The sequence below is a fragment of the Streptomyces sp. NPDC003023 genome (assembly GCF_042888225.1).
Lineage (GTDB): Bacteria > Actinomycetota > Actinomycetes > Streptomycetales > Streptomycetaceae > Streptomyces.
In genome coordinates, this window is the sequence record NZ_JBIAPL010000001.1 from 1,011,105 (window position 1) to 1,035,662 (window position 24,558).

16 protein-coding genes are annotated in these 24,558 nt (G+C 69.7%); 6 read left to right on the forward strand and 10 right to left on the reverse strand.

All coding sequences use genetic code 11. The features are described from left to right. The first annotated feature begins 370 nt into the window (after positions 1–370). Positions 371–1,891: a SulP family inorganic anion transporter gene (locus tag ACFYV1_RS04215; protein WP_389393792.1), complete on the forward strand. Its 1,521-nt coding sequence runs from the start codon at positions 371–373 to the stop codon at positions 1,889–1,891. Between the two features lie 153 nt (positions 1,892–2,044). Here the strand turns inward: ACFYV1_RS04215 and ACFYV1_RS04220 are convergent, their stop codons facing one another. Further along, a complete protein-coding gene (locus tag ACFYV1_RS04220) occupies positions 2,045–3,844 on the reverse strand; it encodes an AMP-dependent synthetase/ligase (RefSeq protein ID WP_389393793.1) in 1,800 nt (599 codons plus the stop codon). A 409-nt stretch (positions 3,845–4,253) separates the two neighbouring features. Continuing rightward, positions 4,254–5,126, reverse strand: coding sequence for a LysR family transcriptional regulator (locus ACFYV1_RS04225; protein ID WP_389393794.1), 873 nt, complete (start codon positions 5,124–5,126; stop codon positions 4,254–4,256). 144 nt (positions 5,127–5,270) lie between these two features. Between ACFYV1_RS04225 and ACFYV1_RS04230 the strand changes: the two genes are divergently transcribed. Beyond that, positions 5,271–6,326, forward strand: a complete 1,056-nt coding sequence (locus ACFYV1_RS04230; protein WP_389394569.1) for a bile acid:sodium symporter family protein — start codon at positions 5,271–5,273, stop codon at positions 6,324–6,326. Here the strand turns inward: ACFYV1_RS04230 and ACFYV1_RS04235 are convergent. From ACFYV1_RS04235 to ACFYV1_RS04245, 3 genes are read right to left on the reverse strand one after another with little or no spacing between them, the layout of a single operon-like run. Further along, positions 6,304–6,504, reverse strand: a complete 201-nt coding sequence (locus tag ACFYV1_RS04235; protein ID WP_389393795.1) for a DUF397 domain-containing protein — start codon at positions 6,502–6,504, stop codon at positions 6,304–6,306. The genes ACFYV1_RS04230 and ACFYV1_RS04235 overlap by 23 nt on opposite strands. After that, the gene (locus ACFYV1_RS04240) at positions 6,501–7,106 is read right to left on the reverse strand and encodes a DUF5753 domain-containing protein (RefSeq protein WP_389393796.1); all 606 of its coding nucleotides are present in this window, start codon (positions 7,104–7,106) and stop codon (positions 6,501–6,503) included. Before ACFYV1_RS04240 ends, ACFYV1_RS04235 begins: the two co-directional genes overlap by 4 nt. Continuing rightward, a complete protein-coding gene (locus tag ACFYV1_RS04245; RefSeq protein WP_389394570.1) occupies positions 7,100–7,333 on the reverse strand; it encodes a helix-turn-helix transcriptional regulator in 234 nt (77 codons plus the stop codon). Before ACFYV1_RS04245 ends, ACFYV1_RS04240 begins: the two co-directional genes overlap by 7 nt. A 143-nt stretch (positions 7,334–7,476) precedes the next feature. Between ACFYV1_RS04245 and ACFYV1_RS04250 the strand changes: the two genes are divergently transcribed. From ACFYV1_RS04250 to ACFYV1_RS04260, 3 genes are all read left to right on the forward strand, one after another. Beyond that, positions 7,477–8,304 (forward strand): M55 family metallopeptidase, encoded by an 828-nt coding sequence (locus tag ACFYV1_RS04250; protein ID WP_389393797.1) that lies wholly within the window; start codon positions 7,477–7,479, stop codon positions 8,302–8,304. 348 nt (positions 8,305–8,652) lie between these two features. After that, a complete protein-coding gene (locus ACFYV1_RS04255; protein WP_389393798.1) occupies positions 8,653–9,243 on the forward strand; it encodes a GNAT family N-acetyltransferase in 591 nt (196 codons plus the stop codon). 165 nt (positions 9,244–9,408) lie between these two features. Beyond that, a complete protein-coding gene (locus tag ACFYV1_RS04260; RefSeq protein WP_389393799.1) occupies positions 9,409–10,362 on the forward strand; it encodes an immunity 49 family protein in 954 nt (317 codons plus the stop codon). Positions 10,363–10,486: 124 nt separating this feature from the next. Here the strand turns inward: ACFYV1_RS04260 and ACFYV1_RS04265 are convergent, their stop codons facing one another. The 3 genes from ACFYV1_RS04265 to ACFYV1_RS04275 all read right to left on the reverse strand — a co-directional run bounded on the left by ACFYV1_RS04265 (position 10,487) and on the right by ACFYV1_RS04275 (position 21,194). Next, a complete protein-coding gene (locus ACFYV1_RS04265; protein ID WP_389393800.1) occupies positions 10,487–10,876 on the reverse strand; it encodes a hypothetical protein in 390 nt (129 codons plus the stop codon). 82 nt (positions 10,877–10,958) lie between these two features. Further along, positions 10,959–17,411, reverse strand: coding sequence for an RHS repeat domain-containing protein (locus ACFYV1_RS04270; protein WP_389393801.1), 6,453 nt, complete (start codon positions 17,409–17,411; stop codon positions 10,959–10,961). 132 nt (positions 17,412–17,543) lie between these two features. Then, the gene (locus ACFYV1_RS04275; protein ID WP_389393802.1) at positions 17,544–21,194 is read right to left on the reverse strand and encodes a LamG domain-containing protein; all 3,651 of its coding nucleotides are present in this window, start codon (positions 21,192–21,194) and stop codon (positions 17,544–17,546) included. A gap of 354 nt (positions 21,195–21,548) precedes the next feature. On the opposite strand from ACFYV1_RS04275, the gene ACFYV1_RS04280 reads away from it, so the two are divergent. Beyond that, entirely contained in the window at positions 21,549–21,950 is a 402-nt protein-coding gene (locus ACFYV1_RS04280) for a (2Fe-2S) ferredoxin domain-containing protein (protein WP_389393803.1), read from the forward strand. Positions 21,951–22,065: 115 nt separating this feature from the next. Here ACFYV1_RS04280 and argG read toward each other — a convergent pair whose 3' ends face one another. After that, positions 22,066–23,517 carry an argininosuccinate synthase gene (gene argG / locus ACFYV1_RS04285; protein WP_389393804.1) on the reverse strand — a complete coding sequence of 484 codons (1,452 nt, stop codon included), beginning with the start codon at positions 23,515–23,517 and terminating at the stop codon, positions 22,066–22,068. A 201-nt stretch (positions 23,518–23,718) separates the two neighbouring features. Continuing rightward, the gene (gene fdhD, locus ACFYV1_RS04290) at positions 23,719–24,558 is read right to left on the reverse strand and encodes a formate dehydrogenase accessory sulfurtransferase FdhD (protein WP_389393805.1); all 840 of its coding nucleotides are present in this window, start codon (positions 24,556–24,558) and stop codon (positions 23,719–23,721) included.

Below are 24,558 nucleotides of genomic sequence, written 5' to 3' on the forward strand. Positions count from 1 at the left end.
TCTCTTCCGTGTTCGGACATGTGTAGCGCTCCAGCCCATGTGTCTGGAATCACATGATCCGACTGCGTGTTCACCTGCATTTCACAAGGCGCAACTCGCACTCTGCCCTCACGTCAGGGTAGAGTCTTCCGCGAGGGAACCGTGCTGTACGGATGCAGCCGGACCCCCGCCGGAGCCGGGCCCGAAACGGCCCCCCGGCACCCGAACACTTCCGGGCAATGATGCCCGATCGGCGGCCGCGACGGCTGCCGCACCCACCGGCAGGGCCCCGTCGAGGCCGGGCCGCAGGGGACTTCGCCCCAGGGCGGGGCCGATCACGTCGCGCGGGCATCCAACTGGTGGGTGTGTGCGCCCGAACAGGAACGGTTGCATGTCGTCACCGCTGTCCCAAGCACCCAAGCTGCGCGCCCGTTTTTCAAAGAATGCAGTCAAGCCTGACTGGCTCGCCTCCCCGAAGGTCTTCCGTACCGAGGTGCTGGCCGGCCTCGTGGTCGCGCTGGCGCTGATCCCCGAGGCGATCTCCTTCTCGATCATCGCCGGTGTGGACCCCGCCATCGGCCTGTTCGCCAGCTTCACCATGGCCGTGGTGATCTCCGTCGTCGGCGGCCGCAAAGCGATGATCTCCGCGGCCACCGGTGCCATCGCGCTGATCATCGCGCCCCTGAACCACGAGCACGGACTGGGCCACCTGATCGCCGCCGTCATCCTCGGCGGCCTGTTCCAGGTCGTGCTCGGTGCCCTGGGCGTCGCGAAGCTGATGCGTTTCGTGCCGCGCTCCGTCATGGTCGGTTTCGTCAACGCCCTCGCGATCCTGATCTTCATGGCCCAGGTGCCCGAGATGCGCGACGTGCCATGGGCCGTCTACCCGCTGGTCATCGGCGGCCTGGCCCTCATGGTGCTCTTCCCTAAGATCACCAAGGCCGTTCCCGCGCCGCTGGTCTCGATCGTCATCCTGACCGTCATCACCGTCGCCGCCGGCATCGCGGTGCCGACCGTGGGTGACAAGGGCGACCTTCCGTCGTCCCTCCCGGTCCCCGGCCTGCCGGACGTGCCGTTCACGATGGACACGCTGACCACCATCGCCCCGTACGCCTTCGCCTTCGCGCTCGTCGGGCTGATGGAGTCGCTGATGACCGCCAAGCTCGTCGACGACATCACCGACACCCACTCCAACAAGACCCGCGAGTCGATCGGCCAGGGCGTCGCCAACATCGTCACCGGCTTCTTCGGAGGCATGGGCGGCTGCGCCATGATCGGCCAGACCATGATCAACGTGAAGACGTCCGGCGCCCGTACCCGGCTGTCCACGTTCCTGGCCGGATCGTTCCTGATGGTCCTGTGCATCGTCTTCGGCCCGGTCGTCTCCGACATCCCCATGGCCGCGCTGGTCGCCGTGATGATCCTGGTCTCGGTCGCCACCTTCGACTGGCACTCCATCCAGCCGAAGACGCTGAGGCGCATGCCGATCGGCGAGACCACCGTCATGGTCGTCACCGTCGCCGCCGTCGTCGCCACCCACAACCTCGCCATCGGTGTCGTCCTCGGCTCGATCACCGCCATGGTCATCTTCGCCAAGCGTGTCGCCCACCTCGCCCAGGTGTCCGGGGTCGTCGACCCCGACGGCAACCAGGTCGTCTACGCGGTCACCGGCGAACTGTTCTTCGCCTCGTCGAACGACCTCGTCTACCAGTTCAACTACGCCGACGACCCCGACGACGTCGTCATCGATCTCACCGACGCCCACATCTGGGACGCCTCCTCGGTCGCCGCGCTCGACGCCATCGAGACCAAGTACGCCCAGCGCGGCAAGAAGGTCACCATCGTCGGACTGAACAAGCCCAGTGCCGACATGCACGAGAAGCTCGCCGGGCAGCTCACCGCCGGCCACTGAACGAGACGGAGCCGCCGCCCGCCGGGCCCCGACCACGGGCGCACGGCGGGCGGCTTCGCGCGTGCGGGCCCGAGCGGGCCTCGCGTGAGCGCGGCCGGTGGGGGAGCCCCGGCGGCCGCGGGAGCCCCGGCGGCCGCGGATCACCGCCGCGACTTAACGGTAGAGGGCCTCGACCTCGACCGAGTAGGCGTTCTCGATCGCCCTCCGCTTCAGCTTCAGGGACGGCGTCAGCAGCCCGTGCTCCTCGCTGAAGGGGTGCGCCAGTATCCGGAACGTACGGATCGACTCGGCCTTGGAGACCAGGGTGTTCGCGGCGACCACGGCGCGCCGGATCTCCAGCTCAAGGTCCCGGTCGCGCACCATCTCCGCGGGCGGCATGGGCGGCCTGCCCTGGATGGCGAGCCAGTGGTCGACGGACTCCTTGTCGAGGGTGACGAGCGCCGCGATGTAGGGCCGGTCGTTGCCGACGACGATGCACTGCGCCACCAGGGGGTGCGCGCGCACCCGCTCCTCCAGACCCGCGGGGGAGACGCTCTTGCCGCTGGAGGTCACCAGGATCTCCTTCTTGCGCCCGGTGATCGTCAGGTAGCCGTCCTCGTCGAGGGAGCCGAGGTCGCCCGTGGCCAGCCAGCCGTCGTTCAGCACGGCGTCGGTGGCCTTCGGATCGCCCAGGTACCCCTGGAAGATGTGCCCGCCGTGCAGCCACACCTCGCCGTCCTCCGCGATGTGCACGGTGGTCCCGGGGATCGGGAGGCCCACGGTGCCGTAGCGGGTGCGCTCGGGCGGGTTCGCGGTGGCGGCGGCGGTCGATTCGGTCAGCCCGTAGCCCTCGTAGACGGTGACGCCCGCGCCCTCGAAGAACAGGCCGAGCCGCCGGTCCATGCCGGACCCGCCGGACATCGCGTGGCGCACCCGGCCGCCCATCGCGTCACGGACCTTCCCGTACACCAGCTTCTCGAAGAGCTGGTGCTGCATCCGCAGACCGGCGGACGGGCCGGGTCCGAGCCCGAAGGCGCGGTGCTCCAGGGCCTCCGCGTACTTCACGGCCACCTCGACCGCCTTGTCGAAGGGGCCCGCCTTTCCCGCGAGTTCGGCCTTGCGGCGGGCGGCGTTGAAGACCTTCTCGAAGACATGCGGCACGGCCAGGATGAACGTCGGCCGGAAGGCCGCCAGATCGGGCAGCAGCGCGCTCGCCTGCAGCGCCGGCTGGTGGCCGATCTTGACCCGCCCGCGGATCGCGGCGACCTCGACCATCCGGCCGAAGACGTGCGACAGCGGCAGGAAGAGCAGGGTCGACGGCTCGTCACCGGCCTTGTAGCGGAAGACCGGCTCCCACCGGCCCACCATCGTGTCCGCCTCGAACATGAAGTTCGAGTGGGTGATCACACAGCCCTTGGGACGGCCCGTGGTGCCCGAGGTGTAGATGATCGTGGCCACCGAGTCCGGGGTCACCGCGCGCCGGTGCCGGTGCACCATCTCGTCGTCGATGTGCTCGCCCGCCTCGACCAGCTGCTCCACGGCCCCGGTGTCCAGCTGCCACAGACGTTTCATCAGCGGCAGCCGGTCGATCACGGAGCCGATCGTCATGGCGTGGTCCTCGTGCTCCACCATGCACGCGGAGACCTCGGCGTCGTGCAGCATCCAGAAGACCTGGTCCGCGGAGGAGGTCGGATACAGCGGCACGGACTGGGCGCCGACCGTCCACAGCGCGAAGTCGAACAGCGTCCACTCGTAGCGCGTACGGCACATCAGGGCGACCCGGTCCCCGAACCGGACGCCGTGCGCGAGAAGTCCCTTGGCCAGCGCCAGTACCTCGTCACGGAACTGCGCCGACGTCACTTCCTGCCATTGGCCCTCGGCGTCCTTGCGACCGAGCGCGACGCGGTCGGGATCGTCGAGGGCATGGTCGAAGACCGCGTCCGCAAGTCCGCCGACCTGAGGCGCCGCGGCCATGGGTGGGACAGTGAACTCGCGCAATGGCTGCTCCTTGTGGCGCTCCGCACAGCGCCGTGACCGTACCCCACGAATTCATCAGGCGGGAGGGTCCTTGTGAACTGGGGGTGAATGACGTAGGCACAGGTCAGCGACGGTGAGCGGGTCGATCATGGCCGCCTCGGAGCAAATGCCTGACCCATGAGTAAGTAGGCGGGCCGGGAATCTCCACCGAATCTGTACGTCCCGATCACCCCCGCTCTACCGGCGGCCTCCAGGTCCGTACCAAACGGCGCTCCGGGCGGAGGCGTGCCCTGACCGCCCGTGCAGGCGGTATTGGGGCCGCCCGGCGACGCGACCGGATTCGTCATGGTCGACGACATGGGGGCGCACGCGGACGCACCGACTGACGACCCGGCCGGCGTCGCGGTCAGCGCGGCACCGGGCCGTGCAGCCGGTCGCCCGCCGCCAGCAGCGCGTCCGCCAGCGCTCCGGCGGCCTCCCTGGCCGCCTCCCGGCGCCGGTCCTGCAGCAGAACGAAGTCGACGCCGCCCAGTTCGGGCAGCCCGGCCCGCTCCGGCACGGGGACGAGACCGGGCGGGATCAGCCCCCGCGTGTGAGCCATCACGCCGAGCCCGGCGCGGGCGGCGGCCGCCAGCCCGCTGAGGCTGCCACTGGTGCAGGCGATCCGCCAGGACCGGCCCGCCTGCTCCAGCACCTCCAAAGCCCGCGCCCGCGTCAGCGCGGGCGGCGGGAAGACGATGAGCGGCAGCGGACGCTCCGGATCGATCCGCAGGCCGTCCGCCGAGATCCACACCATCCGGTCCCGCCACACCAGTTCGCCGCGTGTCGCGCCCGGTACCCGCTTCGCGAGCACCAGGTCCAGCCGGCCCGCCTCCAGTCGCTTGTGGAGGGTGCCCGACAGCTCCACGGTGAGTTCCAGATCCACCTCGGGATGGTCACGGCGGAACGCTTCGAGGATCTCCGGCAACCGCGTCAGCACGAAGTCCTCCGACGCCCCGAACCTCAGCCGCCCGCGCAGTCGTGTGCCCGTGAAGTACGCGGACGCGCGCTCATGGGCCTGGAGGATGGTGCGGGCGAACCCGAGCATCGCCTCGCCGTCCTGAGTCAGTTCCACGGTGTGCGTGTCACGGCTGAACAGCGGCCGGCCGGTGGCGTCCTCGAGCCGGCGCACATGCTGGCTGACCGTCGACTGCCGCAGCCCGAGCCGGCGGGCGGCCTGCGTGAAGTTCAGCGTCTGCGCCACGGCCAGGAACGTGCGGAGCTGGGCTGGGTCGTACACGCCGTCGATCCTAGGCGGTGCCTGCCACAGAGCCTTGTCATCATGAAACGTGATGACAGTCAGTTCGGCGTGCGGGATTCCCGATCAAGGGCGCGAAGAGGACCATGGAGAGGGCACGTCCTGAACCGAGAGCAAGTGGAGCACATGAACCGCCGCCGCACCCCACGCCTGCCGTCCTGGCTGCCGATCGACCCGTACATCCTGGCGCTGCTCGGGACCGTGGGGCTCGCGGCGCTGCTGCCCGCCTCGGGGGCGGCCGCCGACGTGGCCGGCGGCGCGTCCACCGGAGCCGTGGCACTGCTGTTCTTCCTCTACGGCGCCCGCCTGTCGACGCGCGAGGCACTCGACGGGCTCAAGCACTGGCGGCTGCATCTGACCGTGCTCGTGGCCACGTTCGCCGTGTTCCCGCTGCTGGGGCTCGCGGGGCGTGTCCTCGAACCGGCGGTGCTGACGCCCGAGCTCTACAGCGGACTCCTGTTCCTGTGCCTGGTGCCCTCGACCATCCAGTCGTCCATCGCCTTCACCTCGATCGCGCGCGGCAACGTACCCGCGGCGATCTGCGCGGGTTCCTTCTCCAGCCTCGCCGGCATCCTGCTCACTCCCTTGCTCGCGGCCCTGCTGCTGGGCGGAACGGCGGGTGGCTTCACGGCGGACTCACTGACGCGGATCGTGCTCCAGCTCCTCGCGCCGTTCCTGGCCGGCCAGCTGCTGCGCCGCTGGGTCGCCGGTTTCCTCGCCCGGCACAGGCAGGTGCTGGGATACGTCGACCGCGGCTCGATCCTGCTCGTCGTCTACACGGCCTTCAGCGAAGGCATGACCGCCGGAGTCTGGCACCAGGTCACCCCCGCCCGGCTCGGTGCGCTGCTCGCCGTCGAGGCGGTACTGCTCGCGGCCATGCTGACGCTCACCTGGTACGGCGCGAAGCGCCTCGGCTTCGGCAGGGCGGACCGGGTCGCGATCCAGTTCGCCGGCTCGAAGAAGAGTCTGGCGGCGGGGCTGCCGATGGCGACCGTGCTGTTCGGCGCGCAGGCGAGCCTCGCGGTGCTGCCGCTCATGCTCTTCCACCAGATGCAGCTGATGGTGTGCGCGGTGATCGCGAAGCGCCGCGCGGGGGAGCCGGAAGGTGAGGCACCGGCCGAGCGGCGCGTGCCGGCGCAGCCATCCGGTCACAGCACGACTAGCGCGCTGCGAAGCCGATGAACGTGGTCCAGTGGGCAGCGCCGACGGTGAGGTGCGCCCGGGCCGGCTCCTTGGAGTCCCGTACGCGCACGGCCTCCTGGGCCACGGCGACCTCTACGCAGTCGCCTCCCTCGGGGCCGCTGCGGCTGCTCTTGAACCAGGTCAGGTCGACCGGCCCCGTGGCGTGATCGCTGCTCATAGCTCTCCCGCGATGCGTTCGATGAAGCGTGCCGACTCCTCGGTGTTGAGAGCCTGCGAACGCAGCTTGCCATACCTCTGCGCGAAGACGCTCACCTTGTCAGGGGCAGAGACGATGAGGCTCTCACCATGGGACTCGAAGTAGGCAACTCGCGTGTGGTCGAGGGTCTCCAGCAGCACCATGGGGCCGTGCAGACCCGCGTGCGCCCCGTGGGCCAGTGGAACGACCTGGATCTCCACATTGCGCCGCTGCTGGTGCTCCAGCAGGCGGTTGAGTTGCTCTACGAGTACGGGAACGCCCCCGACGGGGCATCTGAGGGCGGCCTCGTTGATGACGAACGCGAGGTCGACCATGGGCTTTCGGCACAGCAGCGCCTGTCGCTGGATCCGTGCGTCCACCCGGTGATCGATGGTCTCGTCGTCGAGGGGTGGACTGTGGGCGGCGAGCAGGGCGCGGGCGTACTCCTCGGTCTGGAGCAGGCCCGGAACGACAACGGTCTCGTAGGCGAAGCGGATCGAGGCCTCCGCCTCGAGCAGCGCGAAGTCCTGGAAGAACACGGGGAGTTTCGCCCGATCCACCTCGTCCTGCAACGCCGTCAGCACCCCACCCGCCCCCAGCGCCCTGTCCGCCGCGTCCGTGAAGGCGAACTTCGCCGGCGGCGGCCCTGTTCGATGGAGGCGACCTGCTCATAGGAATAGCCCACGGCGTCGGCCAGGGCCTGTTGCGTGAAACCGGACCTGTCACGGAAGAGCTTCACGAGCTTTCCGTACGCGGCCCAGATCGCGGGCTTGTCGTCGTTGCAGGTCTTCTTCTGCCGGCCGGCTGCCATGCGCTCCACGTCCCGCGTCCCCACGTCGCTCAGCCAACCGGCCCGACGCCCGGCAGGTCACGGGACCCCACCCGTACAAGCGCGTACGCGACCCGTACATCGCCCCCTGGGCCGGGACCGCCGGCGCGTAGACTCCAGGACTCATGAAGGTGCTGATCTCTGTCGACATGGAGGGCATCTCGGGGATCGTGCATGCCGCCGAGACGAATCCGGATCGCCACGACTACGCGCGTGGGCGGGCGTTGATGACGGCCGAGGCCAACGCCGTGATCGCCGGTGTTCTGGATGCCGAACCCACCGCCGTCGTTCTCGTCGCCGACGCGCACGGGACCTACCGCAATCTGCTGCCGGAGGAACTCGACCGGCGGGCGCACCTGGTCCGCGGCAAACCGCGACCGCTGGGCATGCTCGGCGGGCTCGACGAGAACACCGACGCCGTGATGCTGATCGGCTACCACGCCCGTGCCGGTGGCGGGCCGGCCGTTCTGGCGCACACCATGAGCGGCGAGATCCTCGACGTACGCGTGGGCGGGCGCTCCATGGGCGAGATCGGGCTCAACGCGGCCATGGCCGGGGAGTCGGGCGTGCCGGTCGTGCTGCTCAGCGGCGACGACACCGCCTGTGCCGAACTGTCCGACCTGGTCCCCTCCGCGGCCACCGTCGCGGTCAAGCAGGCCCTCGGTCAGGCCGCGGCTGTCGCTCTGCACCCCGAAGTGGCGAGGGAGCGTCTGCGCCGGGCGGCTGCGGAGGCCATCACGCGGCGAACGACGGTGCCGCCGCTGACCGTTGCGGGACCGGTCGACGTCGAGGTCGACCTCGCCGGCCCGTACACGGTGGATCTGGCGACCCTCGTGCCGGGAGTCTCACGGGCCGAAGGCGGCCGGACGGTCGCCTTCACCGCCGACGCCTTCTCCGACGCCTACCGGCTGGTTCTTCTCCTCGTGCAGCTCGCCTCCATCAAGCCCGCCTGAGGCACACGTACACGGAGGCGATCGGCGTCATCAACCAGGGCAAAGGAGCAGGCTGACCACGGCGGACCTCAGAGTCACCTACGACAAAACGGCGAACGCGGCGTATCTGTACCTTCACGGAGCCACAAGTCCAGGCGGTGGTGGCTCACATGTACCCCTGTGATCCGGTGAAGGTCGACGGCATGATCAACCTCGACTTCGACGAGCAGGGTGCCTGATCGGCATCGAGGTGTTGGGGCCAGGTCGAAACTGCCGAAGCATCTGCTCGAGTCGGCGGAGCGTCTGGACACCGAGCACGCGTGAAGCAGTTTGACGAGAAGGTCCGCGTCCACCTGGCATGATTCTCAAGTGATTGTTCCGATACCCGCCGTTGTGGCTCCCGGCCGGATGAGCCGGACCGAACAGCCCGTGTTCGGCCTGGCCGGCGGCTTTGAGCTGCGACCGTGGTCCCTCGACGACGCCGAAGTGCTGGCGGGCTCATGCCAGGACCCGGACGTCCAGCAATGGAACCGGCCGGGACACTTGACCGTGGACGATGCCCGCGACCGCATCTCGCGGTGGCAGAAGCGCTGGCAGGCAGAGGAAGCGGCGATCTGGGCGATTACAGATCCCGGCGGCAACCCTGTCGGCCTGATCGGTCTGGCCGACTTCGATCTCGTCGGGGGCAGCGCGGAGTTCCTGTACTGGCTGCTTCCCGCCGGCAGAGGGCGCGGGACCATGGCCGACGCGGTAGTCCGTGTCAGCCGCTGGGCAGTGGACGACTTGGGCCTGCACCGCCTGCGGATCACCCACTCCATCGCCAACACCGCTTCCTGCCGAGTGGCAGAGAAGGCGGGATTCCCTCTGGAGGGCACGATGCGAAGTGCTCTGCTGCACTCCGACGGCTGGCACGACGAACATCTGCATGCGCGCGTCGAAGGTGATGCCTGGCCGGTATGACGACCTCCTCGTTCCTCGGTGATGTTCGCGGCGGATCGCGTTGTGCCAGTCGACGGCGGCGAGCGAGGCGGCAGGCGCGGGACTTCGCGGCCGGGACAGGGCATTGTCCGAACCCGCTGATAGCGTGCCGCGTCCGGCCGGGAAGAGCATGAGAGGACGACATCCGTGCAGGAAGTGACGCACCACGAGGTCAGCGGGCACCGTATGGCCCAGGCACTCGACGACATCAGCCGACGGACCCGGCGGCGGTGGCATCGGATGCGCTACGACGACCCGTCCTCCGAGAACCTGCAGGAGATGCGTGACGAACTCCTCGACCACGTCGCCGCCCGCACCGTGGAGGCCCCCGAGCTCGACAAGTCCTCCCACTCGGCACTGCTGACCGCGGCGGAGTGCTCCCTGGGGGTGCTGAGCGTCGGTTGCTTCCCCGACGGCGACCAGGAGATCGTTTTCCCGCTCATCGGCGAGAAGCTCAGCAGTGACGACATCGCCTTCGGTGACGTCGTCGAGCAGGCCCCAACGGCCAGGACGTGGGCCGACGCCTTTGCGATGTGCGTGGTCAGCGGCCTGGTGTGGGAATGGCAGCGAGTTGTCGGGCTGCTCCTGCGGGGCGATTACGCTCCTGCAATCCGTGACGGAGTGCCGTACTCAGGGCATGCATCGACGTCCGATCCGGCGGACCTCGCTGTGATGGACGCACTGTGCGGCTACCTGACCCGGGCGAACGGGCACCTGCCCCGCGACTGGCCCACCGTGCCCCTGTGCAAGCCGGGACCCGACGAGCGTGCCGAGGCAGCCCGGCAACTGGACGCAGTCGGCTCCCTGACAGCGGACCAGCGCCTCGTTCGGGTGCTCCTCGATGACGACCGACCCGCCTTCGCTCAAGCTCTCGTCGCCCGACTCGTCGAGCACCGGGAGAGCCTGGGATCCGATCCCGCCCCCAGGACTCTGCTGCCCCTCGCCGCCCTTGCCCTGGCCGCCCTTGCGGTCCAAGTGCACGGGTGGGAGCTGGACGTTCGGTCCGCCTATCTGCCGCACGGCATGTTGGGTTCCCCGGAGGCGCTGCGGCGAGCGGCGGACGGCCGTCGGAATGATCTGGGCGTTTGGGCCGCCAAGTAGTCAGATCGAGAGGTGCGCCCGCCGCATGGGTCGCGCCGAGGTTCGGTCCGTGAGTCCGTAGACGGTGTCACGGGCGAGGATCCGCAGAGCGGGCCCGCTGTTGAAGCGCGCGGGGGACCTTGGGTCAGGCGGAACCGGAATATCCGGCAGCCTTGCGCATTGCCCTTCCGATCAGAACGAGGTTCGGCTCGGAGATCTGGTCGCATGTATGGCGAAGCGAAACAGGGGAATTGCCGTAAAGGCTCATCGCGAAGCGGAGAACGGCAATGTCCTCACCGTCTCCCAATTCGTCGGCGTCCAGCGCTTCATTCAGGCGCTGGATCTCGAGTCCCGTCCAGAGCTCTTCGTTCTCGTCCGGTCCGCCGGTCACGTACTTCCGCAGTCGCGGGTCCTCCAGCCAGGTACCGTGCTGCTCCAGCAGCCAGACGGCGGCCTCCAGGGGCCACAGTCCGTCGGTACCGCGCCGCAGCGTTTCAAGGAATTCGGCGGGCGACAGCTCTGTAAAATCAGTCACTTCAGCAGTGTAGCCGGTCGAGGAAGGCGAACTTCCCCGACCGGCCACTTCGATTGACGCCTATCGCGTCACTGTCACCGCTTTATCGGCGTCGCGTCTTCATGAGGAAGTCCGCAATGCGCTGAGCGGTGGTTGTGGGAACGCGTCCGCCCTCACGCGGGTGCGGGTTTCCGGAGAGCGGCACCCGGACGGCTCCGTCCTTGCCCTCGCCCCGGATCTGGTACTTCACGTACGGGCCCTGATGGACCTTGTCCTTCACGTTCGGGTCACCGACTTCGTAGAACAGCATGACGTCGGGATCGCCCGGTACGAAGAACCTGGTTCCCTTGCCGCCCGTCGCCGAGGTCGGCTTCATGGGCGCCGAGGACATGCCGGCCTTCTCCGCGAGGTCGTGGATGTACTGCGACGTCTGGCCCCGCACGTGCTCCGGGTCCATGAGCAGCTTCATCGCCGCCGCGGCGGTGATGCCCACGAGGCCCGCGGAGGCGGCCTGCGGCTCGAGGCGCATGCCCCAGCCCGTGTCGTGCTGCTTGAGGCCGAAGTCACCCAACGAGGTCGCCACCGGGCGGTCCTTGGGACACTCGGCCTTGGCCTTGCTGCAGAACGTGTTCCAGAACAGCTCGCTCATCGCGGCGAGACCGTCCGCCGTCTCGGCGCCGTTGCCGAACCAGGTGCCCTTCGACTCGATCTTCTTGAGCGCCGCCTTCCAGGCCTTCTTGGCCGCCTCCGACATACCGACCGGAGGCTTGGTCTTGATGGTGACCTTCGTCCTCGGGTAGTCCGGGTACTTCTGCTCCCAGGTCTCGCCCGACCACAGGCTCGGCGCGAGGTGCTCCTCCTGGAACTTGATCTGCTCGCTGCAGTCGCTGCTGCAGGTGAACGAGCCCATGCCCGTGGGGTCGGTCAGGGTGGCGGGGTTGTTCTCCGCGTAGCCGTAACCGTTGAGCGACTGCGGCTTCGACGTCTCGAGCAGTGGGTCGACGCTGATGAACCGGCCGAGGACCGGGTCGTACTCGCGGGCGCCCAGATGCGTGAGTCCGGTGGTCTCGTCGGCGGTCTTGCCGAGGAAACCCTTGTCGTCGGGCCAGGGGGCGCCGGTCGGCGTCCCCCGCTCGGCTCCGAACGGGGTCGTGTACCGCTTGGAGTAGGTCTGGGCACTGTCGGCGGCGATCGCCAGGCTCTGCGTTCCGTGGCGGTCGCCCGCCAGGTACGCCAGCCGGTTGGTGCCCGACTCGTTGGACCGCACCGCGACGGTGAGGTCACCGGAGCTGTAGTACCGCTGTGCCCAGAGCGTGCCGTCGGCCCTCAGATGCAGTTCGGTGGCACCGGCGTACAGGACCCGCTCACCGCCCGCGGTGGCGCGTTCCAGCAGGACGCCGGCCGCGTCGTACAGGTAGTCGGTGGCCTTGCCGCCCTCGGTGAGCTTGGCGAGCTGTCCTTCCGGTGACCAGTCGAGGTCCTGCGGGCCACTGGCGCCGTGACGGGCGGTGGTGTTGCCGGTCGGGTCGTAGCCGTAGGAACGGTCGGGGGCCGTGCAGTCGCCCTTGGTGCTGGTGCCGGTCAGTGCGTGCGGCTTGGCGGCGGTGTAGCAGTAGGTCGTCCTGGTGTCCCCGCCGCCGGTGTGGGCGGTCTCCGAGGTCCGCTGGCCCGCGGTGTTGTAGGTGTACGACTTCCAGTACGGCGCCGGGCCCGACAGGGCGGTGGCGCTGCGCGGGTCGGCGCAGTTCTGCGAGGACGGCGTCCACGCCTCTGTCACGCGGCGGTGGCCGTCGTGGGCGAAGCACTGGGTCTCGGCTTTGCCGCTGCCGCCGAGCGTCGTCGGGTCAGCGATGGAGGTGACGTTCCCGGCGTCGTCGTAGGAGTAGTTGAGGTCCTGCAGCATGTACGGGTGCGTCTGGTCCGTGACATGGCTGCGGGTCAGGCGGCCGGTGCCCTGCTCGTAGGTGTTGGTGACGTAGGCCTTCTTCACCGCCTCGGTGTTCGCCGTGCCCAGCACGAGCTGCTGGGCCTGGCCGAGGGCCGAGTAGTCGGTGTCGAGCAGGTAGCCGGTGGAGCCGCCGACGGAGGTGACGTTGCCCAGGGCGTCGTAGCCGTACGAGATGGTTTCGGACCCCAGGCCGCCCAGGGCGGGTTCCTGGCTGTTCTGCAGGGTGCCGTCGAGGTTGAAGTAGCTGGTGTACTCCAGCGAGGCGGGTGCCCCCGCCTTGACGAACGGGTCGTCGGCGGGCAGGTCGAGCCTGGTGGCCGTCGGTCGTGACAGGCTGTCGTACGCCGTGAACGACTTGGTGTACGCCTGACCGGCCTTGCCGCCGACGTAGCGGGTGGACGCGGTGGGCAGGCCCTTGAGGATGGTGTCGTACGTGATGCCGGTGAGCTGGTTGGCGTCTGTCTTCGACCCGTTCCAGGTGCCGGTGACGCGGCCGATCTCGTCGTAGCCGGTCACGAGCGTGGTGCCGCGCGCGTCGGTCACCTTGACGACCTGGTCGAGATTGTTGAAGCCGGTGGTGACGAGGCCCTTGTCGGGGTCCGTCGAGCTCGACCGGCGGCCGAACAGGTCGTAGCCGTACGTCCACCGTGCGCCGTCGGGGCCGGTGACGGACGTCTGCCGGCCGTCGAGACCGGACGTGAACTTCGTGGAGGCGTACGTCGCTCCGAGCGAGCCGCCGTACTCCGTGTCCGTCGGCTGGTTCCCGGCGTACGAGCGGGTCTCGACCGTGCGTCCCAGGGCGTCGGTGATCGTGCGGGTCGCGGACCCACCGGTGGGCGCGGTGCCGGCCGTCGAGTCACCGGTGTAGCTGGTGGACGTCGTCCAGCGCGATACGCCGAAGACCATCAGCTCCGTGCTGACGGGCCGGCCGGCACCGTCGAACGTCGTGTTGGTCTGGGTGGGTGCCTCTCCGAACTCGGCGCGCGTGTACGTGCCGTTCGGAGCCGAGGTGTTGTCGAAGATGTCGGCGTACGTCTCGTACACCAGGCCACGCGAGTCGTAGCGCATGTCGTTGAGCAGCCGGCCGCCGTCGGGGGTCGGCGACTGCGTCTGGAGCGGACGCATCAGCGCGTCGTAGATCGCGTAACTGGTGTTGTAGCTCGTGCCGTCCTTCTTCAGCGTCGACGTCGACACCCAGGACTGCTTGGTGTTGCTCAGGTTGTAGGCGAAGGTCTGGTTCGCGCCGTCCCCGGCCGCCTTGTTCCGGTTGGGCAGCCACACACCGGTCAGCCGGCCCAGAGCGTCGTGGGCGAACTCGGACTTCTTCAGGTTCGCGTCATAGCTGCGCACGCTCAGACCGCGGCGTGCGTCCAGGAAGTCGACCTCGGTGTGGCCCTTGGCGTCGGTGACGGCGGTCCTGGTCAGCGGCCCGGCCGTCGCGGGCGTGTAGGCGGTGGTCAGGGACTTGCCGTCGGCGTTGGACACAGTGAGCGGGCGGCCCAGGACGTCGTGCGTGCTGGAGACCGTCTTCTGCCAGACGGGCGCGTTCGCGGTGTCGTAGCCGGCGGCCCGTCCTCCCCAGGTGGTGAGGCCCTTGACCGGCTTCATCGACGCCGACCAGGTGGTGGCGCCGTCGTAGCCGACAGCCGTGTCGGAGAGCACGTCCCCGGCCTGGGACGAGTCGGCCGGCAGGTTCAGGTCGGCGTCGGAGACCGAGCACGCCTTGCCCACCACCCTGGTGCGCGAGGGCAGACTCGTCAGACCCGTGGTGGTGTCCCGGGCGTACCAGGTGCGGGTGCAGGTCTCGTCACCGCTCTTGGCGTCGTCGCCCCGGTCGTCCGCCCGGTACGGCATGCCGAGGTCGTCGTAGTCGGTCGTGACCGTCCGGGTCCGCCAGTTCTTCGCGGCGGTCAGATAGGTGTACGACGTCGACGCCCGCGTCCGCACGAAGCGTGCGACATGGTCACCGGCGCCGGGCACGGTCTGCCGCGCGGTCTCCTTCGACCACGGTTCGTTCACGACCGCGCTGATCGCGGTCGCACCGTCGTAGGTGACCTGCTGGCGCAGCTGCCCGGCGTACTGGTCGCTGTCCTTGATGCTGCCGGCGCCGAGCGCCGGAGCGGCCAGCGGGGCCAGGGTGACGGACTTGGTGGTGCCGTCCTTCTTCTTGTCGCCGTCCATGCCCTGCATGTACAGGGAGACGGCCTTGGACCGGGTGGTGTTCAGCGCTCCGGTGTGGGTGGTCACCTGCCGGTAGCCGCGCCAGGCGGACCAGGTGCGCTCGCCGCTCGGGGTGAACGGCTCGTCGTTGTGGTGCCAGGCGGCACCCGCGTAGTCGTACGAGTTCTCGACGACGTCGTTCTGACCGGCCGGGTCGGAGACGGTGACGGCGAGCACCCGGTACTTGTGGAACCAGTCCACGGAAGCGTCCGCGGAGCCGTTGATGTTCCAGAACTGCGGGTAGCAGCTACGGGTGTTGGTGTCCTCTGCCGCGCCGGTGACAGCGCTGCGCACGCACTCGGGGGCCGAGAGCGTCACGGTGGTGATGGCTCCGGTCTCCGAGGTGATCGTGGAAACACGGGGGCGGGTCAGGGGCAGGATGTCGTCCGTGCCGTCCACCCGGTTGGGCCGCATCTGGTAGGTGAAGGAGACCGGCTTCGTCTCGATCGCGGTGCCCGCCTTGCCGGTCCGCTTGACCGACTGGAGCGTCAGGCTCTGGTCGGAGGTGTCACCGATGTCACCGCCGTCCAGGTACTGCTGCGTGAGCGTCCAGGAGTCGACCGGGTCGAAGGCACTCGTGGCGGCGTTCCAGGAGAAGGTGTTGACGCCGGTCAGCCGCTTGCGGGTGAAGAACGTCGGCCCGTAGCCGTCGCAGTCGGCGTCGCCGTCGGTGCAGATGACGTCGAAGGGAACGTCCGGCCAGTTGTCGGAGGTGCTCTCGGTCAGCGAGGTGCAGTCCGCCGCGGTGCACCGCTCGGCGTACCCGAAGGTGACCTTGGCGTCGGCGCTGTCGGTGAACAGGGCGCCCTTGCGCAGACCGTAGGTGATCTCGTCGAGATGGCCGCCGCGGGTGTAACCGGCCTCCGCCTTGGTGGCGTTGTTCTTCCGGTAGTGGTTGGTCTCCTTCGTGTACCAGTAGGTGGCGGCGTTCCCGGAGGTGTCCTCCACCAGGTCGAGGTTCCAGCGCCACGCCTGCGTCTTGGCGCGGCCGGCGAAGTCCGTGCCGTCGGCGTAGCCGGGCTCGCCCGTGTCGTCGCCGAAGACCGGCACGGTCCAGGTGGAGTTCGTGCGCTGGGTGGTGGCGCCGTCGAGCTTGTTCCTGCCGAAGGTGTACGTCACACCCTCGCCGGTCACGACCGTCCAGTACTCACCGTTGTCGTCACCGTTGTCCGCGCCGGTGGAGCGGGTCACCTGCGAGGCGTCGTCGCCCTCGAGCCGCCACGCGCCCGAGGTCGTGTCCTTGACCAGACGGTTCGACTTGCCGTTCAGGACCAGCCGGGCGTTGTCGTACTTCCAGCAGCGGTCGAAGACGTCCTTGTGGCCGTCGTCGTCGCAACTGCCGTACGAACGCTCGATGTAGGACTCCGTGAACTCGAAGCCCTCGCCGACCGTCGTGCCCTGGTTGTTGGTGGTGGCCGTGCGGCCGTCGACGCTGCCCGAGTCGTAGGCGAGCGACAGGATCGGCGTCGGGCCGGCCGCCGCGGGGGGCATGCTGAAGTCGTAGTTCCAGGAGAAGGCGCCCGAGCCGGCGCCGGCGCTCCACGACGAGGATTCGGCGAGCGACGTCGCCGTGTAGTCGCCGGAGCCCTTGGGGGACTGGCCGGAGCCGCCCGTGGCGGTCACCGCCAGTACGGTCGCCCCGGACGACGCGGTGGCGCCGGACAGCAGCTGCGTCTCCGGGCCACCGGCCGCCGCGGGAATCGTGAGCTCCGCGGACACGGTCTGCTCACCGTGGTCGTTCCGCGACTTCACGGGAGTCCGGGTCCGGCACTCCGCCTTCTCGGGCGTCGTGAGCGCACACGCCGGAAGTTTCACCACGCGCAGCCGCTGGGACCAGCCGCCGCCGATCGCGGAGGCGAACGCACCGTAGCCGACGCTCAGTTCGGCCGGGCCGGCGGTGTCGGACGCGGCGGTCAGTACGACGCCGGTGACACCCGCGCGCCGGGCCGCGCTCTGGTCCAGCACCGTCACCCGCACCTCGCCGGGCGTCTCGCCGCCCTTGACGGGCAGGGGATCGACGCTGATGGGCACCCCGGCGGGCGAGGCCCTGCCGGCCCTGCCGCCCGGGACGGCGACGGTCGCCGTGCCCTTGCCGGGCCAGCGGGCCTGCTGCTCCGTCCGGGCCCTGCGTGCCTGATCGGCGTTGGTTCCACGGTCCGCGGCGACCTTCCGGCGGGACTTGTCCGCACCGGGTGTGTCGATCGCCCTGACCTTGCTCACCCGCTGGCCGGGCGGCTTCTGGCGCCCGAGGCCGCCGTCCGCGGCCTGTGCCACGGGCGCCAGTCCGACCGGCAACGACAGTGCCAGTGCCAGGAGCGATATGAGCGCCCGCTTCTCTCTGCGCCACGTCGCACCGCGACTTCGGCGTGACGTGCCTGTGAATCTCATCTGCTGAACCCACCAGTCAGTAGGAGTGCCCTTGTTGCTCGCACGGCCCGACACGGCCGCGCGAACGGGCGGCGCTCGACGAGCGCCGCCCGTGGTGTGTCCTCGGTTCGGGGACCGGCCCGCTGTCGGCCGTCAGTCGCCCACCGTGGTGTCGATCTGCTCCGGGCTCGCCATCGCACCCGCCCACAACCGGACTTCGGACAGCCGGCCGGGCAGATGGTGCTTCCAGACCCCGGAGGTGAAGCCCTTGCCGACGGCGAAGTCGCCCGAGCCGGCCTTGGCGGTGAACGCTGTCGCGGCACCGTTCTGGTTGTGGCCCAGGTAGAGGCTGATCGTTCCGGCCTGCGCGTCGAAGACTCCGGTCATCCGCACCGGTGCGTCTGCTGCCGCCACCTCGTCCGAGACGACGGACGAGAACGTCCCGTCGGCGTTCAGCCGGCCGAAGTGCCACTTGCCGACCGGGACGGTCCGCTCCTCGAAGGTCGTCTCGTCCAGCACGGTGTCCTTGCCCGTGAGCTGGTACCACAGGCCCCAGGCCGAGCCGTCGGCGGTGCGCTGTCCGAGGATCTGCGCGGTGTGCCCGACCGGCTTGGCCGCCAACGCGGCCCCGTCCACGGCGGCCAGGGCGGTCACCGTGAAGGAGCCCGTGTCGTCGACCAGCGGCCCGGCCGCGGTCGCCGCGCCGTCCGTGCCGTCGAGGACGATCTCGCCGTTGGCGAGGGTCGCCCCGCCGGCCAGTGCGAGGGCGCGTCCGTAGCCGGAGGCGGAGTCGGGGACGGTGGTACCGGTGCCGTACGCGGTGTTCCACTCCGCCACCAGTTCCGTGCCCGCGAAGGACTCGGACGTCAGGAGCCTCGCCTCGTCGGCGATCTCCGTGCCGGACAGCGCCCGCTGCCAGGTCGTGACCTCGTCGATCGAACCGCCGAAGGGCTGGTAGTAACCGCTGTTGGCCTGGACGAGCCCGACGCGGAACCGGCCGGCCGGCTCGATCGCCGCCTCGACCCCCTCCTCGGTGCCGATGGAGACACCGTTGACGAAGAGCTCCACCCGGTCGGCCGCGGCGTCGTACGTGCCGGCGACATGGGTCCACACATTGGCGCGGGCGGGGGTCTCGGAGATCTCGCCCCCGTACAGGCCGTTGGCCTTCTTCACGCCGAAGAACCAGCTCGTGTAGCCCTCGGCGATCTGGTACGAGAGCATGAACGCGCTGTTCGCGGTGCCGTCCTGGGAGAGGATGGCCTGACTCTTGGTCAGATCGTCGAGCCGTACCCAGGCGGAGACCGTGTAGCTGGAGCGCGGCTCCAGCACCGCGGAGTCGGTGCCCGCATGGCTGCTCGTGCCGTTCAGCACGAGTCCCCGGTCGGTGACGGGGGTCGCCAGCGGCACACCGGACGCGTCGTGGGTCATCAGCCCGCGCCTGCCCCGGTCGTCGCGGACGGCGCTGCTGCTCAGCGTCATGTTGTGCTTGGTCACGCCCGCGGCGGTCGCCGAGTCGATCGCCGCACCACTGGCCTCGCCGAAGTGCCAGCGGCCGTTGGGGCCTTCACCGGCCGCGACGAGAAAGTCGACGGCGTGCTGGGCGCCCCAGCGGCCCACGGAGTCCTTGGCCCGCACGTACACGCTGTGCGTGCCCGACTTCTGCGGCGTGATCTCCCGGCTCACCGTCGAGCCCTTGATCTCGGCCGACCAGGCGTCCTGCGACGACATCTTGTACTGGTACGACACGATGTTCGCGTCACCCACCGCCGGAGCGAACGTGAACGCCGCCTTCTGTCCCGGACCGCCGGCCGCCGCGCAGGCGTTGGGCGTGCACTCGGTGTACGGGGCTCCGACGGTGATCCGCGGCGCCTTCGGCGCGGTCGGGTCGACCTTGAAGTGGCACCATCCCGTCGTCGACGCGTTCGACGGCCCGGCCAGGTGACTCGCGCCGCCGTTGTAGTAGGAGCGCGTCCAGGCACGGAGCCGGTACAGCTTGCCCTCGGTCAGTGTCGACCAGGACATCGTCACCTTCGTGCCGTCACCCACGTAGCCACTCGTCGGGCGCTCGTCCCCGCTACCGGCCGAGGTGTCCGACCAGGTGCCGTCACTGTTCTTGTGGTCCACGTCGTACGCGATGCGCAGCTGGGCGCCCGACTCACCGCCGGATGCCGTCTGCGCGGTGGCCGTGAGGGCCGGTGTGGGGTCGGAGACCACGGCGGGGTCGCTCTCGGTGGTCTCGCAGGAGGTGCCGGAGCCGGTCACCAGGCCGATGGTCGTGGGCTTGGCGGGCAGCCCCACGAAGTCCACCGCCAGGACGGCGTCGTTGCGGAACCGCTTCCACGCCGACGTGTCCGACTCGTCGTGCGCCCGGATCTCCAGGGTCAGCCGGGAGAACTTGCCCGCCGCGAAGTCACGCACGGTCGGAGTCAGGTTCTCGTTCGTCTCCTCCGGGTTGTCGTTGAACTCGATCGGCGCGTCCGGCGCGTCCGGGTCGCACAGCGAGCCGCGCCCGGCCGACACGTGCCGGTCCACCATCCAGTCCAGCTCCTTGGGACGGCTGGACCACGTCGTGGACGAGGAGATGTTGTTCGTACGCACCAGGTCCACCCAGCGCGGGTCGCACTGGAACGCCCAGGGCTCGGTGACCCGGAACGTCGCGTCGAGGACCTTCTTGCCCTTCAGACTCGCCGGTGAGAACTCGAAGTACAGCCGCTGCACATAGCCGGGACCGCAGTAGTAGCCGTTCCAGGTACCGCACTTGCCGGCGCCCATGCCGCGGTTGTCGTCACCGTTGCCCCAGCCGTACGACTCGTAGCCGTCACTGCGCAGCAGCGTCCGCTCCGACTCGCCCCACGTCACCGTCGGGTCGATGAACAACGGAAACGCCGCCGTCGCCGTCTTCGTGAGCATCTCGGCGTCCGGTACCACCGACAGCGAGCCCTTGCCGAGCTTCACGTCCATCCGGGACACGTTGTCGCCCTGGCCCGGGGCGCGCCCCGTACCCGACGGCGCGGCCTCGGAGGAATCCGCCGGCACCCGGCTCGACGGTGCCGCCAGGCTCCTCGCGCTCTTGGTGGTCGCGTCCGCCACGGCCGGGGACTGCTGCTCGCCGCCCTTGGCGGCCGCCTTGCCGGCCGAGTCCCACATCTGGGCCGGCGGCGCCTTGAACACCGTGCGGCCGTCCGAGTCGACCGCGGCGAGGTTCCCCGCCGCTCCCTTGCGGACGGTCAGCCCCTTGGTCTTCAGGCCGAACGTCAGCTCTCGCAGCTTCTTGTCCGCCGCGGCCTTTTGCGTCTTGACCACCAGGACGTGCTGGAAGCTCTCGACCGTCGCCGTGACCCTCAGGTCGACGTCCGGCAGCACGTTCGGGTAGACCGCGCTCGTGCCCTCGAGCTTCGGTTCCGGCAGCTTTCCGGGCCAACCGAGCTCCAGGGAACGGCCCTTGTCCTCGATCGACACCAGCGGCTCGCCGCTCCCGCCGCGCGAGAACGTCATCCGTGCCGCGGCCGCCCGGGGAGCCACCGACCCGTCCGCCCGGCGCACCAGGGTGGCGTCGGGCTTCTGCCACCCGCCTCCCGGCTTGGCGACCCTCACCGGGACCGCCGACTCCTCCAGTGTGAAGGTCGAGCCGTCCGGGTTGGCGAACACCGACGTCCGCTCGGACCGCAGGCCCGTCACCTCGACCCGATGGCCCGTCCTCTTCGCCTCGGCCGATGCCCGGTGCTCCTCGGACAGCTCCGGGGAGTCCACCGCTGTCCGGGCCGCGGCGGCGGCCTGCTGGACAGGTACAACCAATGTGGCCATCAGGGCCACCAACGCGGCTCCGGCCGCACCCACCGCTCCGCGCGAGCGTCTTGCGCCCGCGCGTACGGCGGAAGTCCCCCGCTCCATGACTTCCTCACCCCAACGTCGAATTTCGACAAACGAGGGGGAGTTAACGCTTCACCAGGTCCTTACGTCAACTTTATGATGACGGCGGGTATGTGAAGATCGGATCAAAGGATTGAATCACCGTTCAGGCGTCTGAGCTGCCCGAACGACACCTGGCCGTCTCCCGGTTCGCGGCACGCCATGACGCCGGCCGGGATGTCCCGCCGCTCCGTGTGCGATGCGGAGCCCCTGCTTCCCGACGGCGGCACCGGGTGCGAAGATCAATCGGTGACGACTCATCCGATACGACGCTTCGGCGCCCGCCCCTGCACCCTGGTCGTCTGCCGCGGCTGCTGCTGCGGTGACAAGCGCAAGAACCCGGGCACCGACCACGCCGGTCAACTCGCGAGACTGCGGGACGCGGCCGCCGCGTCCGGTGGGCGGTTCACGGTGCGCACGAGTGACTGCCTGGGCCCGTGCGGGCAGGCCAATGTGATCGTCGTGCAGCCCTCGACCGAGGCGCGCGGCCGGGGTGCGCGGGCCGCCTGGATCGGGTGGGCGCTCGACGACGACGCCACCGACGACGTTCTGGCATGGGTCGCGGCCGGTGGCCCCGGCATCGCGGAGCCCCCGGCCACGCTGACGCTCCAGATGATCCCGGCACCGTCCGGCGCCGTCCGCGTCCGGTAGGGCGGGGCAGGCCGCTCCGGGCCGGGGGCGAGCACGTGAAGCGCCGCCCGGCCGTGCCCGGAGCCGTCCCGGACCCGTGCCCCGAGCCGTCCCGGACCCGTACCCGCCGTGCCCGTCAGTCGGTGCCGGACTCCATCGCGGCGCGGTCGAGCATCTGCTCGTCGTCGCCCTCGACCCTGCCGCGGGAGGCGATGACCTCGGCGCCGCCTTCCGGCATCGCGCCGATCAGTCCCGTGGAGGCGGCCTGGGCGGCGCCGATGAGCTTCTCGTGCGTGTTGCCCACGATGCCGAGACCCGCGTACTGCTCCAGCTTGGCGCGGGAGTCGGCGATGTCGAGGTTGCGCATGGTGAGTTGGCCGATCCGGTCCACCGGGCCGAACGCCGAGTCCTCGGTGCGCTCCATGGAGAGCTTGTCCGGGTGGTAGCTGAACGCCGGGCCGGAGGTGTTCATGACCGAGTAGTCCTCGCCGCGCCGCAGCCGCAGCGTCACCTCTCCGGTGACCGCCGTGCCCACCCAGCGCTGGAGCGACTCGCGGATCATCAGCGCCTGCGGGTCGAGCCAGCGGCCCTCGTACATCAGACGGCCGAGGCGCCGGCCCTCGTTGTAGTACTGCGCGAGGGTGTCCTCGTTGTGGATCGCGTTGACCAGGCGCTCGTACACGGCGTGCAGCAGCGCCATGCCGGGGGCCTCGTAGATGCCGCGGCTCTTGGCCTCGATCACCCGGTTCTCGATCTGGTCGGACATGCCCATGCCGTGGCGGCCGCCGATGGCGTTCGCCTCCATCACCAGGTCGACGGCGGAGGCGAACTCCTTGCCGTTGATCGTCACCGGGCGGCCCTGGTCGAAGCCGATCGTCACGTCCTCGACGGGGATCTCGACCTCGGGGTCCCAGAACCGCACGCCCATGATCGGATCGACGGTCTCCACGCCGGTGTCGAGGTGCTCCAGGGTCTTGGCCTCGTGGGTGGCGCCCCAGATGTTGGCGTCGGTGGAGTACGCCTTCTCCGTGCTGTCCCGGTAGGGGAGGTCGTGGGCGAGCAGCCACTCCGACATCTCCTTGCGGCCGCCCAGCTCGGTGACGAAGTCGGCGTCGAGCCACGGCTTGTAGATCCGCAGGTGCGGGTTGGCGAGCAGGCCGTAGCGGTAGAACCGCTCGATGTCGTTGCCCTTGAACGTCGAGCCGTCGCCCCAGATCTGCACGTCGTCCTCGAGCATCGCCCGGACCAGCAGGGTGCCGGTGACGGCACGGCCGAGCGGCGTCGTGTTGAAGTAGGCGCGCCCGCCGGAGCGGATGTGGAACGCGCCGCAGGTGAGCGCGGCCAGGCCCTCCTCGACCAGTGCCGCGCGGCAGTCGACGAGGCGCGCGATCTCGGCGCCGTACGCCGACGCCCGGCCGGGCACCGACGCGATGTCGGGCTCGTCGTACTGGCCGATGTCGGCGGTGTAGGTGCACGGGACTGCACCCTTGTCGCGCATCCACGCGACGGCGACGGAGGTGTCGAGGCCGCCGGAGAAGGCGATGCCGACGCGTTCGCCGATGGGCAGGGAGGTGAGAACCTTAGACATAGGAAGAGTATGCGCTATTACGCATGGCCATGCAATAACGGCCGCGGAAAGGATCGGGCGGAGTCGTGTCAGTGCTCTCCTGCGGCGCCCGGGGCGGGCGTCGCGGCGGTCGCCGGGCGGCCCGGCCGTGTCACGGAAGGGCCCGGCCGGCGCAGGGGGCGCTCCCCGCCGGCCGGGCCGTATCCCGTGCAGCGGGGCGCGTCACACCCCAGTGCCGAGGGCGATGCGCTCGTCGCCCGCGTACACGTTCATATTGGCCCCGCGCAGGAAGCCGACCAGCGTGAGACCGGTCTCCGCGGCGAGGTCCACCGCCAGCGACGAAGGGGCGGAGACGGCAGCCAGGACCGGGATTCCCGCCATCACCGCCTTCTGCGCCAGTTCGAAGGACGCCCGCCCGGAGACCAGGAGGATCGACCGGGAAAGCGGCAGCCGGTCGTCCTGGAGCGCGCGGCCCACGAGCTTGTCGACCGCGTTGTGCCGGCCCACGTCCTCCCGTACGTCCATCAGCTCGCCCTCCGGCGAGAACAGCGCCGCCGCGTGCAGGCCCCCGGTCCGGTCGAACACCCGCTGAGCCGCCCGTAGCCGGTCGGGGAGGCCGGCGAGCAGAGCGGGCTCGACACGGACCGGGGGAGTGTCGGCGATGGGGAAGTGCGCGGTGGTGCGCACGGCGTCCAGGCTGGCCTTGCCGCACAGTCCGCAGGACGACGTCGTGTAGACGTTGCGCTCCAGGGTGATGTCAGGGAGTTCGACGCCGGGCGCGAGTGCCACGTCCACCACGTTGTAGGTGTTCGCGCCGTCCTCGGTGGCGCCCGCGCAGTAGACGATCGAGCGGACCTGCGCAGCGGAGTGGATCACGCCCTCGCTGACCAGGAATCCGACGGCAAGCGCGAAGTCGTCACCCGGGGTGCGCATCGTGACGGCGAGCGGCTTGCCGTTGAGCCGGATCTCCATGGGCTCCTCGGCGACCAGTGTGTCGGGACGGGTCGACACCGCCCCGTCCCGGATGCGGATGGTGCGGCGGCGCTCGGTGACCCGGCCCAT

Coding starts and splice junctions, on each gene's coding strand:
- ACFYV1_RS04215 (WP_389393792.1), top strand. CDS start 371: ATGTCGTCACCGCTGTCCCAAGCACCCAAGCTGCGCGCCCGTTTTTCA.
- ACFYV1_RS04275 (WP_389393802.1), bottom strand. CDS start 21,194: ATGGCCACATTGGTTGTACCTGTCCAGCAGGCCGCCGCCGCGGCCCGG.
- ACFYV1_RS04230 (WP_389394569.1), top strand. CDS start 5,271: ATGAACCGCCGCCGCACCCCACGCCTGCCGTCCTGGCTGCCGATCGAC.
- ACFYV1_RS04235 (WP_389393795.1), bottom strand. CDS start 6,504: ATGAGCAGCGATCACGCCACGGGGCCGGTCGACCTGACCTGGTTCAAG.
- ACFYV1_RS04245 (WP_389394570.1), bottom strand. CDS start 7,333: ATGGCAGCCGGCCGGCAGAAGAAGACCTGCAACGACGACAAGCCCGCG.
- ACFYV1_RS04250 (WP_389393797.1), top strand. CDS start 7,477: ATGAAGGTGCTGATCTCTGTCGACATGGAGGGCATCTCGGGGATCGTG.
- ACFYV1_RS04270 (WP_389393801.1), bottom strand. CDS start 17,411: ATGAGATTCACAGGCACGTCACGCCGAAGTCGCGGTGCGACGTGGCGC.
- argG (WP_389393804.1), bottom strand. CDS start 23,517: ATGTCTAAGGTTCTCACCTCCCTGCCCATCGGCGAACGCGTCGGCATC.
- fdhD (WP_389393805.1), bottom strand. CDS start 24,558: ATGGGCCGGGTCACCGAGCGCCGCCGCACCATCCGCATCCGGGACGGG.
- ACFYV1_RS04220 (WP_389393793.1), bottom strand. CDS start 3,844: ATGGCCGCGGCGCCTCAGGTCGGCGGACTTGCGGACGCGGTCTTCGAC.